This window comes from Enterobacter sp. JBIWA005, assembly GCF_019968805.1.
GTDB classification, from domain to species: Bacteria; Pseudomonadota; Gammaproteobacteria; order Enterobacterales; family Enterobacteriaceae; genus Enterobacter; species Enterobacter vonholyi.
Genome location: NZ_CP074159.1, coordinates 612,580 through 627,763, shown reverse-complemented (window position 1 = coordinate 627,763; position 15,184 = coordinate 612,580). Strand labels below are relative to the sequence as shown.

Genomic DNA, 15,184 nt, shown 5'->3' with positions numbered 1-15,184 from the left:
CAACTTTCACCCTTTTTCAGGACAATACATGCAGGCAGATCGGTCAACGCAGCGTGCTATCACGCGGCTATGTATCCAGTGCGGTCTTTTTCTGCTCCAGCACGGCGCGGAAAGCGCGCTGGTTGAGGAGCTTTCCACCCGACTGGGACTGGCGCTGGGTATGGATAGCGTTGAAAGCGCTATTTCATCCAACGCCATTGTGCTGACCACGATCAAAGACGGTCAGTGCCTGACCTCCACCCGCAAAAACCATGACCGTGGCATTAACATGCACGTCGTGACCGAAGTGCAGCACATCGTCATCCTTGCTGAACATAAGCTTCTCGAACTTCGGGAGATTGAAAAAAGGTTCAGCCAAATTAAGCCATTACGTTATCCGCGCTGGCTTGTCGTGTTGATGGTAGGGCTGTCGTGCGCCTGCTTTTGTAAGCTCAATAAAGGCGGCTGGGACGGTGCGATCGTCACCTTTTTCGCCAGCAGCATCGCCATGTATGTTCGCCAGCTGCTGACGCACCGACAGCTGCATCCGCAAATTAACTTCTGTATTACCGCGTTTGTCGCCACCACGGTTTCCGGTCTGCTGCTGCGCCTGCCGCAGTTTGCCAGCACCCCGACGATTGCTATGGCCGCCAGCGTGCTTCTGTTGGTCCCGGGCTTTCCGTTGATAAACGCCGTCGCCGACATGTTTAAAGGGCACATCAATACAGGTCTGGCACGCTGGGCTATTGCCAGCCTGCTGACGCTGGCGACCTGCATCGGCGTGGTCATGGCCATGACACTCTGGGGGTTACGCGGATGGGCGTGATAGATTTTCTGCTGGCGCTGGCACAGGACATGCTTCTGGCCGCCATTCCTGCCGTCGGCTTTGCGATGGTATTTAACGTTCCGCAACGCGCGTTGCCATGGTGTGCACTGCTGGGCGCGATTGGTCATGGCTCGCGAATGGTGATGATGACGGCGGGTTTTAACATCGAATGGTCAACATTTATGGCTTCCATGCTGGTTGGCAGTATCGGCATCCAGTGGTCGCGCTGGTATCTGGCGCATCCCAAAGTGTTCACCGTCGCCGCCGTTATCCCGATGTTCCCGGGCATATCTGCGTACACAGCGATGATTTCCGCGGTGAAAATCAGCCATTTTGGCTACACCGAACCTCAGATGATCCTTCTTCTGAGCAACTTTCTTAAGGCGTCGTCCATCGTTGGCGCGCTCTCTATCGGGCTGTCGATCCCCGGGCTGTGGCTGTACCGCAAACGCCCACGCGTTTGATATTTGTGTTATTTCGCTGCCGTGGAGATAATCCTTCTGGTCCGTTTGGTGAAAATAAGGAAAGGATGTGGCTAACCCTGACAGCGAACACCCCGAGCACAGCGAAGAATCTAGCCTGAAAGAGAAAATCTTTCAGAGCGCCATCGCGCTTTTTGCCGAGTATGGATTGAACGGTGCCCGCATGGAGCAGATCGCGGAGAAAGCGGGTACGACCAAACGCATGGTGGTTTACCATTTTAAGAATAAAGAGAACCTCTATCTCCTGGTTCTGGAACATGTTTACACTCAGATTCGCGCCAGTGAAAAAGCACTTAGCCTGGCGGGAATGCCTCCCGTCGAAGCGCTGGTCAATCTGGTTGAAGCTACGTTTGACTATCATGCCGACCATCCGGATTACATCCGGATTATCTGCATGGAAAACATGCAGCGCGGCCGCTTTATGCAGCAGTCGAACTATCTTCGCCAAGTCAACCGTAGCGCGCTCGACCTGCTGGAGGGCATCCTGCTCCGGGGCAAAGAAAAACAGCTATTCAGCCAGACCGTTGACGCCCGAGATCTTCACCGCCTGATAAGCAGCTTCAGCTTTCACTACGTTGCCAACAGCTACACCTTTACGCTGTTGTTTGAAGATGGCGCAGACGAACAGGCTCAGCGCGAGCACTACCGTAAAATGGCCGTTCAGGTAGCGCTCCGTTACACCTGCCCATAAAATTGCTTGCAATTAAATTGCACACTATCTATATTCATCTCATGAACGCGAAAACGAACGACGCAACCGCTGCGCTCAAGCTGGATAACCAGCTCTGCTTTGCTCTCTATTCGGCAAATCTGGCGCTTAATAAGCTGTACCGGCAGCTGCTGGCACCGCTGAACCTGACTTACCCGCAATATCTGGTGATGCTGGTGCTATGGGAGCAGGATGACATAACGGTGTCGGACATCGGCGAACGGCTGTTTCTGGACTCTGCGACGCTGACGCCGCTGTTGAAGCGGCTGGAAAGTGCCGGCCTAATCAACCGTCACCGTTCGCGTAAAGACGAACGTCAGGTCGCCGTCACCCTGAGTGAAGCGGGACGCGAGCTCCAGCAGCAGGCATTGGGTATTCCCGATGCGGTTGGTTGCGCAGCGCAGTGTGATACTGACACCCTGCTGGCGCTCAAACAGCAGCTCGAACTTTTGCGACAACAGCTACACCGCGCGTAACGCTATACTTTACGCGTTATTATTTACCCACATATATCGCACGCTATTTAATAGCACATATCAAAACAAGATGAGGAACCTGCCATGTCTTTAGAAAAAGTTGTTTATACCGCCAAAGCAAAAGCCACCGGTGGCCGTGACGGCCGTGCCACCTCCTCCGATGGCGTACTGGACGTCAAACTGGGTGTGCCAAAAGAGATGGGCGGCATGGGCGGAGAAGTGACTAACCCTGAGCAGCTGTTTGCTGCGGGCTACTCTGCCTGCTTCCTGGGCGCGATGAAGTTCGTGGCCGCACGCGACAAATTCACCCTGCCAAAAGATGCCTATATTGAAGGCGAAGTGGGGATTGGCCCGCTGCCAACCGGTTTTGGTATCGAAGCAAAGCTGAACATCCATGTTGAAGGTATGGATCCTGCGGAAGCTAAAAAGCTGGTCGATGCGGCACACATTGTTTGCCCGTACTCTAACGCGACCCGCGGCAACATCGACGTCACGCTGAACATCATTGCGTGATAACTGCCTGATAGCGCTGCGCTTATTCTGCCTACGACTGTAGCCCCGGTAAGCGCAGCGCTACCGGGGAAATCCCCTCCTTCCCTTTCCCCTCTCTGTGCTACCATAAGCCCATATCACGCCCGTAGTAATCAGTAGAGTAAGCGTTATGTCCTCCAGAATTCTGACCACCAGCATTGCTGGCATTGATGCCTTTATGCGCGACCCACGCGGTGTGTTGACCCACGCCGAAGGCGGCACGGTAGCCGTTTTTGCCGACAACGCGCCGGCGTTCTACGCAATCACGCCGGAACGCCTGGCACAGCTTCTGGAGATTGAAGCGCAACTGTCACGCCCGGCGAGCGATGTCACGCTGGACAACCAGTTCTTTGATGAACCGGTCAACGTTCCCGTGACCGTTCCAATGGGAAAATTTGCCCTGTACGCGGGCTGGCAGCCGGATGCGGATTTTCAGCGGCAGGCCGCGCTGTGGGGGATTGCGTTAACCCAACCGGCCACCGCGGAAGAGCTTGCCGCGTTTACTGCCTGGTGGCAGGCGGAAGGTAAAGTCTTCACCCATATTCAGTGGCAGCAAAAGCTCGCGCGTCATCTTCAAATCACCCGCGCTGGTAATGGTGGAAAGGCAAAATCTGACATTAACGAAATAGCCAAACCTAACTATACCGTTCCAAAAGGTTTTAGAGGTTGAAATGAAAAACGTTAGCAGTCTGATGAACAGGTTGAAAAAAATCATACCTGAAGGCATTGAGCCTCGCTTTAAAAACAGTGAGGAGTTGATGGCCTGGCAGCAAGAAGAAGGGCGAAAGCGTTCTGAATTTATTGCTCGCGAAAATATTGCCAAAAGCATGGAACGATCCTTTGGTCGTTCAGGAATAAGAACCTTACACCAGGGGTGTTCGTTCGAAAATTACAAGGCCAATACGACAAATCAAAAAATTGTCAGAGAAAAAGCGCGCTTGTATGCCGTTGATTTTGATAAATCGATGGGCGGGTTCATTTTTTGTGGTAATCCTGGTACTGGTAAAAACCATTTGGCCGCCGCCATATGTAACGATCTCCTGCGGCGAGGTAAAACGGTTCTTATAATTACCGTGGCAGATATCATGTCTTCCATGCGCGAAACCTTCAATGGCACATCAGCAGATTCAGAAGAAAAGCTGATTGATAAATTAAGCTCTGTTGACTTGCTTGTGATTGATGAAATTGGTGTTCAGAATGAATCGCGTTATGAGAAGGTTATCATCAACCAAATTATCGACAGAAGAACATCTTCTCGCCGGCCTACTGGGCTCCTGAGCAATCTTGATGAAGCAGGTTTGAACAAACAACTCGGAGAGAGGGTAATGGACAGAATGAAATTAGGCGGTACGCTTTGGTTGAACTTTGATTGGGAAAGTTACCGAGAGAATGTGAGATAACGTAATGAAAAAAAGTCTTTTTGCAGTTTTAGTCTTCGCCCCACTCATACTGACATGTATGGCGCAAGCGGCGTCCTGGCAGGAGTCCCTGTCAAGCGCAGCAAATGAGCTGACCAAAGAGAGCAGCAGCTCTCAGGGTGGACTCTCCGCCTCTTCTCTTACCAGCCTGCTGGGCAACAGCTCCCAGAGTCTGAGTGCGGGCACGATGAACAACGCGGCGGGGATTCTGGAATATTGCGCGAAGCAAAAGCTGGCCTCCGTGACCGATGCGCAAAACGTGAAAAACCAGGTGTTGGGTAAACTGGGTCTGGATACCCAGGAGCAAAAAGCGGACACCAACTATATGGACGGCATTCAGGGCCTGCTTAACGCACAAAATGGGCAGCAGCTGAATCTGAGCACCCTCGGCAACTCTTCTCTGGCAAAACAGGTGAAAACCAAAGCCTGCGATCTGGTGCTGAAACAAGGCGTTAATTTCATCTCCTGATCCACCCCATTTTCTGCCACAACACGCCGCGTTTAATGCGATAGTCTTGCAGCGCGGCGCTAAATGAGCGTTTTCCCCACCTGCCACCGCCTCAGCGTCCGTTTGTCAGGATGTGCACGTCTTCATAAAAACGATTTTCTAAACCAAATCCTAACAACAGCACACTTTCGTGACACTAAAATTGCAGCTTAACGACATCGCAATTACATTGTATGACCCAAAAAATAAACAGTTAGCCAGCGAATTATCTGGCGTCACGAGGATATGCTGTTGTCTGAATTCATGTCTCTTATCCTTTTTCTGGCTTCTGTCGGCGTTTACGCGTGGAAAGCCGGCCGTAACACCTGGTGGTTTATCGCCACGCTGGTGGTGCTCGGCATTTTTATTATTTTAAACATTACCTTATACGCCAGCGATTACTTTACCGGTGACGGTATTAACGATGCGGTACTCTACACGCTGACGAACAGCCTGACGGGCGCGGGTGTGGGCAAGTACATTCTGCCGGGGCTGGGCCTTATCGTCGCGCTGGTGACGATATTTGGCGCACTGGCCTGGGTGCTGCGTCGACGTCGCCATCATCCGCACCATCATGGCTACAGCCTGCTGGCGTTATTCCTGGCGCTGGCCTCCGTCGACGCCAGCCCGGCATTCCATCAGATCACCGAGCTGGTGAAATCGCAGTCGCGCGACGGCGATCCGGATTTCGTGGCTTACTACAAAGAACCGTCGAAAACGATCGCCAACCCGAAGCTCAACCTGGTCTATATCTACGGTGAAAGCCTGGAACGCACGTACTTTGATAACGATGCATTCCCGGAGCTGACGCCGGACCTGGGTGCGCTGAAAAATGAAGGGCTCGATTTCAGCCACACCATGCAGCTGCCCGGTACGGATTATACGATTGCCGGGATGGTTGCATCCCAGTGCGGTATTCCGCTGTTCGCGCCTTTCGAAGGTAACGCCTCAGCCTCCATGTCGACCTTCTTCCCGCAGAATATTTGCCTCGGCGATATCCTGAAAAATTCCGGCTACGAAAACTATTTTGTGCAGGGGGCAAACCTGCGCTTTGCCGGAAAAGATGTGTTCCTGAAATCCCACGGTTTTGACCACCTGTATGGCTCAGAAGAGTTAAAAACGACGGTTGCCGATCCGAGTTACCGCAACGACTGGGGCTTCTATGACGATACGGTACTCGACGAAACCTGGAAGAAATTCGAGGAGCTGTCCCGTGCGGGCAAGCGTTTCTCTCTCTTCGCGCTGACGGTGGACACACATCATCCGGACGGATTTGTCTCGCGCAGCTGCAAACGCAAAAGCTATGACGTGAACGGCAAAAGCAACAAATCTTTCAGCGCCGTCACCTGCAGTCAGGAACACATTGCCGCGCTGGTCGAGAAAATCAAAGCCTCGCCCTGGTTTAAAAACACCGTCATCGTCGTTTCGTCTGACCATCTGGCGATGAAAAACAGCGCGTGGGATCAGCTCAATAAGCAGGATCGCAGCAACCTGTTCTTCGTGCTGCGCGGTGACCAGCCGCAGCAGGAGGTGATCGCCACCAAACGCAATTCCATGGATAACGGCGCAACCGTGCTGGACATTCTGGGCGGCGACAACTTTATTGGCCTTGGTCGCAGCACGCTGTCGGGGCAGTCCCTGTCGGAAGTGTTCCTCAACATGAAGGATAAAATCCTCGCCTGGAAGCCAGACATTATCCGCCTGTGGAACTTCCCGAAAGAGATGAAGGACTTCACCGTCGATCGGGATAAAAACACGATTGCCTTCTCGGGCAGCAGCTTCCGTCTGCCGCTGCTGGTGCGCGTGTCGGAAGGGCGCGTTGAGCCGCTGCCGGAAAGCGAATATTCCGCGCCGCTGCGCTATCAGCTGGCCGATTTCGCGCCACGCGATAATTTTGTCTGGGTCGACCGATGCTACAAAATGGGCCAGCTCTGGTCGCAGCCGCTGGCGCTTTCTACCGACTGGTGCGTCTCTCAGGGTCAGCTCGGCGGGGAGCAAACCGTGCAGCACGTGGATAAGGCGCAGTGGAAGGGCAAAACCGCGTTCAACGATACGGTGATTGATACCGCGCGCTATCAGCACAACATCGACATGCTGAAAATTAGCGATAACGATATTCGCTACAAAGCGGATAGCTTTATCTTTAACGTGGCCGGCGCACCGGAAGAAGTGAAGCAGTTTAGCGGCATCTCGCGTCCGGAGTCCTGGGGGCGCTGGTCCAACGCGCAGCTGGGCAATGAGGTGAAAATTGAATACGCCCATCCGCTGCCGGAACAGTTCGACCTGGTGATCACCGCCAGAGCGTATGGCCCCAATGCTAACAAGCCCGTACCCGTGCGCGTGGGGGATCGGGAGCAGACGTTAACGCTTGGATACGACGTGAGCACGCACACGCTACATTTTGAGAATCCTTCGCGCAGCGATACCCTGGTGATCGTGCCACCGGACCCGCAGTCCACGAATGAGGGAAATATCCTTGGGCATTCACCGCGCGAGATCGGAATTGGCATGGTCGAAATCAAAATCATCAGCAAAGCGGGTTAATGCGCGTTGCGCCCGGCATTCTGTCGGGCGCTTATGAAAATAAATAATCCTTTATAATCCTTATAAATTAGATAAAAACACTTTATATAAGCCATTTTTATCTATAAATATCCCGCCAAAAACCAAATCAATAAAATGTGCAGCTCCTGAAATCACCACGGAGCGTTACGCACTTTTATCATGCTAACCGGCTATAAGTTCGAATCCATCCGGGCCCTGCGCAGCGAAAATGTGATTGCCTGGGAGGTATTGTCCACGGCAAAGCCACACGTCGATCTTGAAGATTACTTTGGCTCGATGTCCTCGACGCAGCGTAAGGCGCACTTCTTTGCGCAGCTTCGTCATGCCATGTTTTGCGAAGAGGGCGACAAGTATTACCTCAATGCGACATCGGATTTACTGCTGGAAACGGACTTCCTCGACAGGCTCAAAGAAGAAACACCCTGCCCGGAGAGACTTGCTATCGAGGTCACCGATCTCCATACGATGGTACAACTCGACGATACGCAAAGCCGGGCGCTGCGGAAATGCATCGCAACGCTACATCAGTGGGGAATAGAAGTGTGGGCAGACGATGTTTGCGAAGACCTTCTTCCCGAACTTTTGACCAGCCAGATCCGCTTCTGCGGCATCAAAATTGACAAACATACCTTCTGGAACGGACGGACCGAGCAGGCAAAGTTTCTGCATCTCACCCGCCAGTGCAAGCGCGTCGCCAGCAAGGTACTGATCGAAGGCATCGAAACCGCGGGTGATTTCGCGCTGGCCCGCGCCAGCGCGGCCGATTACGGCCAGGGCTATCTGTGGGGTAGAAAATGACCCCTTTCATTCTGAATGCTGGTTATCAGGTTATCGTTCTGAGCGGGAATACGTTTTTATGGCTTGGCCTCACTTCGCTGATCTCGACGGCCGTTACCCCTCGCCCGGAGATGTATTGGATCCATGACGTTAATCCGGAAGGGCTTTTGCGCCTGCAGGAACGGCTACTCAATACACACGTTGGAGAGAACTGGCTGGTATTTACGGATGCAGCGCGGGTCTGCGACGTTCACGCCTTCCTGCGCAACGAGCGGGTCCGAGTGGTCGCGGACAACCTCTCTTTTGCGCAGCTAAGCCACTGTTTTAGCGACACGACATTCGCCTTCGAAAACGCCGCCATGCTCTCGTATCAGGAGAGACGGGTTTGCATGTTGCTCCATAAAGGATTCAGTCCGGTTCGCATCGCAAAAATCATGAATAAGTCCCCTAAAACGATCTACACCCACAAGCGTAACGCGATGAACAAATTTTGCTGCCACAGCCTGGCGGAATTCCATCGAAAACTCTGCCTGCTGAACGCTCAGTCATTCGCTTTGTAATTCCACTGTTACTCACGTCAGGAAATAAAATCATGAAAATTTTTCCCACCGTTGCATGTTGTTCCGTTCTCCTGCTTCCTGCTGCTGCGATCGCCGCAGACAGTAGCGCAAGCGCGACGATGCACGTATCACTTGAGGTCGTAAAGTCATGCACCCTAAAAGCCAACGACCTCAACTTCTCACGTCACGGCTCCGATGAGTCGAGCGAAATCCAGGCCAAAACGCAGGTCGATATCGTCTGTACCAACGGTACGCCTTTCACCCTCACCGCCACCAGCAACGACGGGGAAAATGGAACCTTCTGGCTGAAGCCGGAGAACGGCGAAACGGGCGCACAGAAGATTGCGTGGAAACTCTTTGCCGACGAAGGCAAACAGACGCAAATCACCGGCACGAATGGCCTGGACGATACCGGCAACGGTGCGGAACAGGAGGAAACCCTGTATGGCGTCATTGAAGCCGGGGCGCTGACAACCGCCCAGGCAGGTACCTACAGCGACGATATCACGTTAAAACTGGAGTACTGATCGTGCGTCGCTACCTTCCCTGCTTCATTCTGTGGCTCATGATGCTGGCGCTGCTGTCACGCTACGCGCTGGCCGCCACGCTTCAGGTGGCCCCGGTAACGCTCGATCTGCAGAGCGACCAGCGGGCAGCGGCGGTCTATCTCACTAACAGTGGGAAAGCGGCCATCCATGCGCAGATTCGGGTGTACGAATGGACGCAAAAAAACGGTAAAGATGTTCTGGTGAACACCGGGGAGGTGGTCACCAGCCCGGCGATGACATCACTGGCGCCGGGCCAGCAGCAGCTGGTGCGCATTATCGTCATGCAGCCAGGCAACCGTGCAAAGGAGCAAAGTTACCGGCTGGTCATCGACGAACTGCCGGACGCCACGTCCCGCGCCGCCAATCCCACCGCGGTGCACTTCCTGCTGCGCTACTCGATTCCGGTGTTTATTGCCGGGAACCAGAGCGCGCCAGCCAGCCACGATGCCCTGAGCTGTGAGCAGGCAGACATACCGGCCACTCTCCGCTGCTTTAACGCCGGAAACCGCCATATCCGCCTGAGCCACCTTGAGGCCCTGACGGCCGATGGGCAGGTTGTAGGGTCGATTAAAGGCCTGGCGGGCTATGTGCTCCCGGGACAAATCGCCCTTTTATCGCTCAAGCAGCCCTCACGACACGCGCTCAGCTCGCTGCGCGTCTATCTCAATGATGACCATCATGCCAGCCAGATACCCCTGCGCCCGCTCGCTTCTCGCGCTCCTGTTTTGGCTACCGCTCATGCTGTCAGCCCGGACTGAACCCGCCGACACCGTACAATGGCTGGCCATTACCGTGAACCACGCCCCGCGAGGCGAGCTGTGGGCCTGCCGGGTGGTGGATAATGCGCTATGGATAAGCCGCAGCGACATGAAAAAGCTGGGGCTTCACGCCCCGGACGATCGCGCAGAGTGGGTTGAGCTGACCTCCCTGCCGGGCCTGAAGGTCAATCTCGACGCGCTGTCCCAGCAGGTGTCGATTACCGCAGAGGCAGAGGCGCTCGAGGGCCAGCAGCATCTGACCGTCTCAAGGCCCACGCCGATGTACCGCTATCCTGATGCGCAGCCCGTCAGCGCCTATACGCTCGGATACGCGCTCTACGCCAGCGACGCGCAGGGGAAGCGCCAGCTTAACGCCCAGACCATGCTGACCGCCTCCGGAGGGCTGCCCGGAACGTTCAGCAGCAGTTTTTCAAGCCATGCCGGGGAGGAAAACAGCGCCGGTCGGCCTACCCACACCCGTCTCGAAACCCGCTGGCAGTGGGACAACACCGACTCGCTGACCACGCTGGCGCTCGGCGACAGCATCACCACCGGCACCCGCTGGAGCCGGCAGGTACACTTTGGCGGGCTGCACTGGGCACGTAACTTTGAGCTTAATCCCCAGCTCAATACCGAACCGCGTAGCCGCTACAGCGACACGGCCGTGCTGCCTTCCACGGTCGATCTATATATCGACGGACTTAAGCAGAGCAGCCAGCGCGTCACGCCGGGAGACTTTCTGCTGGATACCCTGCCCTCCTTCACCGGCAGCGGGCAGGCGGAGGTGGTCATTACCGATATCAACGGCCAGCGTCGCGCCGTACAGCTCGATCTCTACGGCGCGCCAGGCATGCTGGCGGAAGGGCTCAGCAGCGGTTCGCTGGACATCGGCTGGATGCGGGAAAACTACGCCCTGCACTCCGACGACTATGCCGCCTCGCCGCTGCTGGACGCGGGCTGGCGCTATGGGGTGAATAATCACCTGACGCTGGCGCTGCATACGGAGCAGCAGCGCAGGCTGCACAACGTGGGTACGGGCGCTGACTGGCTGGTCTCCCCCGCCGTAGGGGTGGTCAGCCAGCACGTTGCCGTGAGCGACAGCCCTTACGGTCAGGGCGTTCAGTGGGGCCTCGGCTGGCAGTGGAACGGCAGAGGAACGGGCATTTCTGCCAGCACCGTCCATACCGGGGCGGATTTCGCCGACAACGCCCGCATGAGCGGTGCCGCGCCCGTCAGACGCAGCGACAGCGTGTGGGTAAGCCAGTCCATCCCCCACTTTGGCACCGTGGGCGCGGGCTGGGTACAGCAGAACATTCAGGGCAGCACAGAGCGCTACCTCAACGCCTCCTGGTCGGTGTCGCTGCCGGCACACATCTCCACCACGCTGAGCTATACCCGCTCGTTTACGGACGCGTCGAGCCACGTTCAGCTGCTGCTTTCCGTCCCATTGGGTCGCGAGGACACGCTCTCAGCTCAGGCCAGCCGGGATACGCCGCGCATGGATTACCGCCACCAGCCGGACGATGAGGCCGGCGGCTGGTCATGGGAGCTGGGCCAGGGCTTTGGCGAACGACGTGAAAGATATGCGGACGTAGGCTATCTGGGCCGAGCGGGCGAATGGCACGTTGGGCTGCAGCAGGGTGCCAGCCAGGGCAACCAGTACGCCTCAGCCGAAGGTAGCCTGACGCTGCTGGACGGCAGCCTGCACGCGCTGCGCTACATCCAGCAGGGCATGGCGCTGGTGTCCACGCACGGCATTGGGCACGTACCGGTGATGCTGGAAAACCGCCCGGCCGGTGAAACGGATGAGGACGGTTATCTTCTGCTGACCGACCTGCCGCGCTACCACAACAGCAAAGTCAGCATTAACCCGCTCGATCTGCCCGCCGATGTGATCGCCCCCGTCACCGACATGCATGCCAGACCGGGCAACAGCAGCGCGGTCAAAGTCGATTTTAACGTCCATCACGCCGTCACGGTTCAGGCCCGGCTGGTCGACAGCCGCCGCAGGCCGCTCCCGCTGGGCAGCGTCGTGTCAACGCCGCAGGGTGCCACCATCGTGGGACGCGATGGCTTTATCTGGCTTGAAGATCCGCCCCTGCCGGGTGAACTGGTGGTGAAAACCGGTGAGGGAGAGTGCCGGGTCACGCTTCCGGCGCCCCGTACCGCGTCATCTATACAGAATATCGGAGAACAACTGTGTCATTAAGAGCACCGTTATTATTGCTGCTCGTCCTGTCCGTGAAGGCGATGGCGGCGGCCTGCTGGATAACCTCCATGCCCGCCATTAACTTTGGCAACGTCGTGGCGGGCAATACCACCTCCGTCAACACCGAGGTCAAATTTAGCTGCCAGGCCGACAATGAGGGCAGGACAGAATATCTCAACGTCTGCCTGAGCAGCGTAGACGCCCCGCCCTTTGAGATGATCTCGCCGGGGGATCAGGAGGGGAAACAGTACACCCTCCTCTTCCGCCTGCTGAACGGCGCAGCGCACTCTCAGGAGCTGGGGCCTGCCAGCAGCGGGAACCTGATTCAGCAGACTCTGGCCGCGCAAAGCAATGCCAACGTCAGCGGTACCTTTCCCCTTATCGCTACCATTCCGGCAGGGCAAAGCCAGCTTCCGGCCTACCACTATTACAACTACAACATGAATCTGCGTATCGCCTGGCACAGCGCCCTGCGTCAGGATGCCCTGCAAAACTGCTCGGACGGTTCCGCAGAGGGGGAGCAGGTGCAGGGCGGCACCAGCGCGCAGGCCGAGATCAGCCAGGGATGCTACATCGAGCGCGTGACGCCCCTTAACTTCGGCACCCTGACCAGCACCGCGACCCTGCGTCCGACGCGTTCCACCGCCACCCTCACCACGCGCTGTCCGGCCGGAACCGCGTTCACCCTTGCCATGGGCAAAGGCAACCATGCCAGCGGTAACCAGCGGCAGCTCTGCAACAGCGAGGGCCAGTGCCTGCGCTACGGGCTCTGGCAGGATGAGGCGGCCACGCAACGCTGGGGAGATCAAAGCAGCGGCGATGCGCTGCAGGTCACTAATCCCGCTGGCGGCACCCAGAACTACACCGTTTATGGCGAGGTCCCGGCACAGCCGCTAACCGGTACCGGGGAATTTATTGATGACGTGATTATCACGCTGACTTATTAAACCACCCAAAATCCTGTCTGGATCAATGTTATCGGTAACAATGGCGTTAAAATAGCCAGCAATGCAGCCCGGAAGGCGTAGACCTTCTCTTTTTATTTTTTATCTCTGTTTTTATTACAACAACTTATGAAATACCTGCTTGCTGACGCCATCGTCTATAACGACGAGGACGGTTCTGTTTCTCTTATCAATGCGCCGGATGAGGATGCGCAGCTCCTCACCTGTACGGCCAATACCATCATGAAGCTGCTGGTTCAGCATCATGGGAACGTGGTTGAACGGGAAACCTTTCTCCAGGAAGTCTGGGATCGGCGAGGGCTCCAGGGATCTAACAACTCCTTAAACCAGTACATCAGCATTCTGCGCAAGATGCTGGCGACCCTGCTTCCCGACGCGCTGCTTATCGTTACCGTACCGAAAACGGGCTTTATGCTCAGCGCAGACGTCAAGGTCACCCCGCTGGAGGAGGCCCCGCCGACCGCCGAAACGGCAAAACCTGCATGGCGCGTTCGCCCGGAATGGCTGTTCTGCGGCGCGCTCACGCTGGTCGTCGTTGCGCTATGCCTCTGGATCGCGCTGATCAAGCCAGAAAATTCACAGCGGGAGATCCATCTGCTGACGCATATCGGCACCTGCCCGGTCTACACCTTTACGCCGCTGGCGGATGTATTTCACGGGAAGGCAATAACGCTGGCGCAAACGCTTCAGAAGGACGGCCATCTTCCGTGCCTGAAAAATTCGATTTTCTACATGCACATTCAGAGAACGCTTTTCTACGGCCACGAAGGGCGGCTGGTGCTCTCCCAATGTTCCCTCACGCGGGGTAAAGCCAGCGCCTGTCGTACGCTTTACTATTACGAGTGGTGATATGAGACACAAAAAAGTTTGGCTAATCCTGTTCCTCAACCTGCTGCTGCTGGGCGCCGTGACGGCGTGGTACTTTCACACGCCCCCGCTGTCGGTGGCCTGCGATGGAAACCTGACCTTCTCCGACCGGCGCGACAGCCACGATTTCACCTTTGACGGTGAGATCATTATGCGTTTTCATCCCGACAAAACGGGGTATATCACGGTTAACGGCAGCGTGGTGAATGCCCCGCGCAGCTGGGAGGTTTCCCGCCAGGAGATGTTTAAATGGCGTCACGTGGAGGGCGAACTGTATGAGATTGCTATTCAAAAAGTCGAGCGTTTTAGCCATGACGCCATGCCGCCCGGGGTCTTTGAAAAATACGTTGCCGGCCTGACGCTGGGCAATAAAAGGCTCCTGACAATAGAGCGCACGCCAGAAGACGCGCTGGTGATCAGCAATTTCTATTCGCCGGTGCTGATCTGCTCGGAATAATGTCTCCGGGTCAGGCTATACTTGCCGCCATGACCATTCGCATTCGCTCCACCACCCTCAACGACGTTGTCGTCCTGCCCGCCATTGAACGCGCGGCGGGGGAGCGCTTTCGGGAAGACCCGGAACTCGCCTGGCTTGCCGATGGCGAGGTCATTTCTACTGACCAACACCTCGGCTATGTCGAACGCGGGCTAAGCTGGCTGGCGCTGGCAAACGACCACCCCGTCGGGTTTATCCTCGCCGAAGCCCATTCGTCATCACTGTTTATTGTCGAACTCTCGGTCGATCTGCACTGGCAGGGAAAAGGGATCGGCAGGCAGCTCATCGCCTGCGTGGCAGACCATGCCCGTAAAAGTGGGCTGACAGCGCTGACGCTGACGACGTTCAGGAACGTACCGTGGAATGCGCCGTTCTATGCTCGGCTGGGGTTTGAAAAAATGACGACGCTGACGCCTGAACTGCGTCGGAAAAGGGAAGAAGAGACAGCGCACGGCTTCGCGTATGAAACGCGTTGCGCCATGCGCCTGCCTCTGTAATATCGCCCGGTAGCGCTGCGCTTACCGGGCCTAC

18 protein-coding genes are annotated in these 15,184 nt (G+C 56.1%); all 18 read left to right on the top strand.

Going from position 1 to position 15,184, the window contains the following annotated elements:
* Positions 1-28: 28 nt before the first annotated feature.
* The 18 genes from KGP22_RS02960 to KGP22_RS02875 all read left to right on the top strand — a co-directional run bounded on the left by KGP22_RS02960 (position 29) and on the right by KGP22_RS02875 (position 15,150).
* The gene (locus tag KGP22_RS02960) at positions 29-805 is read left to right on the top strand and encodes a threonine/serine exporter ThrE family protein (RefSeq protein ID WP_115876516.1); all 777 of its coding nucleotides are present in this window, start codon (positions 29-31) and stop codon (positions 803-805) included.
* Complete coding sequence (locus KGP22_RS02955; protein ID WP_020885295.1) at positions 796-1,269, top strand: threonine/serine exporter; 474 nt, start codon at positions 796-798, stop codon at positions 1,267-1,269. The genes KGP22_RS02960 and KGP22_RS02955 overlap by 10 nt, the downstream gene beginning before the upstream one ends.
* A gap of 67 nt (positions 1,270-1,336) precedes the next feature.
* Positions 1,337-1,978 (top strand): TetR family transcriptional regulator, encoded by a 642-nt coding sequence (locus KGP22_RS02950; RefSeq protein ID WP_223581156.1) that lies wholly within the window; start codon positions 1,337-1,339, stop codon positions 1,976-1,978.
* 41 nt (positions 1,979-2,019) lie between these two features.
* Positions 2,020-2,472, top strand: coding sequence for a MarR family transcriptional regulator (locus KGP22_RS02945; RefSeq protein ID WP_111964164.1), 453 nt, complete (start codon positions 2,020-2,022; stop codon positions 2,470-2,472).
* 84 nt (positions 2,473-2,556) lie between these two features.
* Positions 2,557-2,985 (top strand): organic hydroperoxide resistance protein, encoded by a 429-nt coding sequence (locus tag KGP22_RS02940; RefSeq protein ID WP_111964104.1) that lies wholly within the window; start codon positions 2,557-2,559, stop codon positions 2,983-2,985.
* Between the two features lie 148 nt (positions 2,986-3,133).
* The gene (gene dnaT / locus KGP22_RS02935; protein WP_149367750.1) at positions 3,134-3,673 is read left to right on the top strand and encodes a primosomal protein DnaT; all 540 of its coding nucleotides are present in this window, start codon (positions 3,134-3,136) and stop codon (positions 3,671-3,673) included.
* A gap of 1 nt (position 3,674) precedes the next feature.
* The gene (gene dnaC, locus KGP22_RS02930) at positions 3,675-4,403 is read left to right on the top strand and encodes a DNA replication protein DnaC (RefSeq protein WP_115876521.1); all 729 of its coding nucleotides are present in this window, start codon (positions 3,675-3,677) and stop codon (positions 4,401-4,403) included.
* A 58-nt stretch (positions 4,404-4,461) separates the two neighbouring features.
* Positions 4,462-4,890, top strand: a complete 429-nt coding sequence (locus KGP22_RS02925) for a DUF2501 domain-containing protein (protein WP_245405364.1) — start codon at positions 4,462-4,464, stop codon at positions 4,888-4,890.
* Positions 4,891-5,160: 270 nt separating this feature from the next.
* Entirely contained in the window at positions 5,161-7,452 is a 2,292-nt protein-coding gene (gene opgB / locus KGP22_RS02920; RefSeq protein WP_223581154.1) for a phosphatidylglycerol--membrane-oligosaccharide glycerophosphotransferase, read from the top strand.
* 180 nt (positions 7,453-7,632) lie between these two features.
* On the top strand, positions 7,633-8,271 hold the full coding sequence (locus KGP22_RS02915) for an EAL domain-containing protein (RefSeq protein WP_149367753.1): 639 nt from the start codon (positions 7,633-7,635) through the stop codon (positions 8,269-8,271).
* Positions 8,268-8,810 carry a helix-turn-helix transcriptional regulator gene (locus KGP22_RS02910; protein ID WP_149367754.1) on the top strand — a complete coding sequence of 181 codons (543 nt, stop codon included), beginning with the start codon at positions 8,268-8,270 and terminating at the stop codon, positions 8,808-8,810. Before KGP22_RS02915 ends, KGP22_RS02910 begins: the two co-directional genes overlap by 4 nt.
* A gap of 32 nt (positions 8,811-8,842) precedes the next feature.
* Positions 8,843-9,337, top strand: coding sequence for a spore coat protein U domain-containing protein (locus KGP22_RS02905; RefSeq protein ID WP_149367755.1), 495 nt, complete (start codon positions 8,843-8,845; stop codon positions 9,335-9,337).
* A 2-nt stretch (positions 9,338-9,339) separates the two neighbouring features.
* Entirely contained in the window at positions 9,340-10,116 is a 777-nt protein-coding gene (locus KGP22_RS02900) for a molecular chaperone (protein ID WP_223581152.1), read from the top strand.
* Positions 10,037-12,325, top strand: coding sequence for a fimbria/pilus outer membrane usher protein (locus KGP22_RS02895; RefSeq protein ID WP_223581150.1), 2,289 nt, complete (start codon positions 10,037-10,039; stop codon positions 12,323-12,325). The genes KGP22_RS02900 and KGP22_RS02895 overlap by 80 nt, the downstream gene beginning before the upstream one ends.
* Positions 12,316-13,272: a spore coat U domain-containing protein gene (locus tag KGP22_RS02890; protein WP_223581149.1), complete on the top strand. Its 957-nt coding sequence runs from the start codon at positions 12,316-12,318 to the stop codon at positions 13,270-13,272. Before KGP22_RS02895 ends, KGP22_RS02890 begins: the two co-directional genes overlap by 10 nt.
* A gap of 126 nt (positions 13,273-13,398) precedes the next feature.
* Positions 13,399-14,139 carry a winged helix-turn-helix domain-containing protein gene (locus KGP22_RS02885; protein WP_223581148.1) on the top strand — a complete coding sequence of 247 codons (741 nt, stop codon included), beginning with the start codon at positions 13,399-13,401 and terminating at the stop codon, positions 14,137-14,139.
* Position 14,140: 1 nt separating this feature from the next.
* The gene (locus KGP22_RS02880) at positions 14,141-14,614 is read left to right on the top strand and encodes a hypothetical protein (protein ID WP_023615762.1); all 474 of its coding nucleotides are present in this window, start codon (positions 14,141-14,143) and stop codon (positions 14,612-14,614) included.
* A gap of 29 nt (positions 14,615-14,643) precedes the next feature.
* Positions 14,644-15,150, top strand: coding sequence for a GNAT family N-acetyltransferase (locus tag KGP22_RS02875; protein ID WP_223581147.1), 507 nt, complete (start codon positions 14,644-14,646; stop codon positions 15,148-15,150).
* The last annotated feature ends 34 nt before the right edge of the window (positions 15,151-15,184 follow it).

Excerpts from the sequence above, each read along its gene's own strand:
- KGP22_RS02875 (WP_223581147.1), top strand. The coding sequence starts at position 14,644 with ATGACCATTCGCATTCGCTCCACCACCCTCAACGACGTTGTCGTCCTG.
- dnaT (WP_149367750.1), top strand. The coding sequence starts at position 3,134 with ATGTCCTCCAGAATTCTGACCACCAGCATTGCTGGCATTGATGCCTTT.
- KGP22_RS02895 (WP_223581150.1), top strand. The coding sequence starts at position 10,037 with ATGCCAGCCAGATACCCCTGCGCCCGCTCGCTTCTCGCGCTCCTGTTT.
- KGP22_RS02910 (WP_149367754.1), top strand. The coding sequence starts at position 8,268 with ATGACCCCTTTCATTCTGAATGCTGGTTATCAGGTTATCGTTCTGAGC.
- KGP22_RS02905 (WP_149367755.1), top strand. The coding sequence starts at position 8,843 with ATGAAAATTTTTCCCACCGTTGCATGTTGTTCCGTTCTCCTGCTTCCT.
- KGP22_RS02955 (WP_020885295.1), top strand. The coding sequence starts at position 796 with ATGGGCGTGATAGATTTTCTGCTGGCGCTGGCACAGGACATGCTTCTG.
- KGP22_RS02940 (WP_111964104.1), top strand. The coding sequence starts at position 2,557 with ATGTCTTTAGAAAAAGTTGTTTATACCGCCAAAGCAAAAGCCACCGGT.
- KGP22_RS02915 (WP_149367753.1), top strand. The coding sequence starts at position 7,633 with ATGCTAACCGGCTATAAGTTCGAATCCATCCGGGCCCTGCGCAGCGAA.
- KGP22_RS02960 (WP_115876516.1), top strand. The coding sequence starts at position 29 with ATGCAGGCAGATCGGTCAACGCAGCGTGCTATCACGCGGCTATGTATC.
- KGP22_RS02885 (WP_223581148.1), top strand. The coding sequence starts at position 13,399 with ATGAAATACCTGCTTGCTGACGCCATCGTCTATAACGACGAGGACGGT.
- dnaC (WP_115876521.1), top strand. The coding sequence starts at position 3,675 with ATGAAAAACGTTAGCAGTCTGATGAACAGGTTGAAAAAAATCATACCT.
- KGP22_RS02880 (WP_023615762.1), top strand. The coding sequence starts at position 14,141 with ATGAGACACAAAAAAGTTTGGCTAATCCTGTTCCTCAACCTGCTGCTG.
- KGP22_RS02945 (WP_111964164.1), top strand. The coding sequence starts at position 2,020 with ATGAACGCGAAAACGAACGACGCAACCGCTGCGCTCAAGCTGGATAAC.
- KGP22_RS02925 (WP_245405364.1), top strand. The coding sequence starts at position 4,462 with ATGGCGCAAGCGGCGTCCTGGCAGGAGTCCCTGTCAAGCGCAGCAAAT.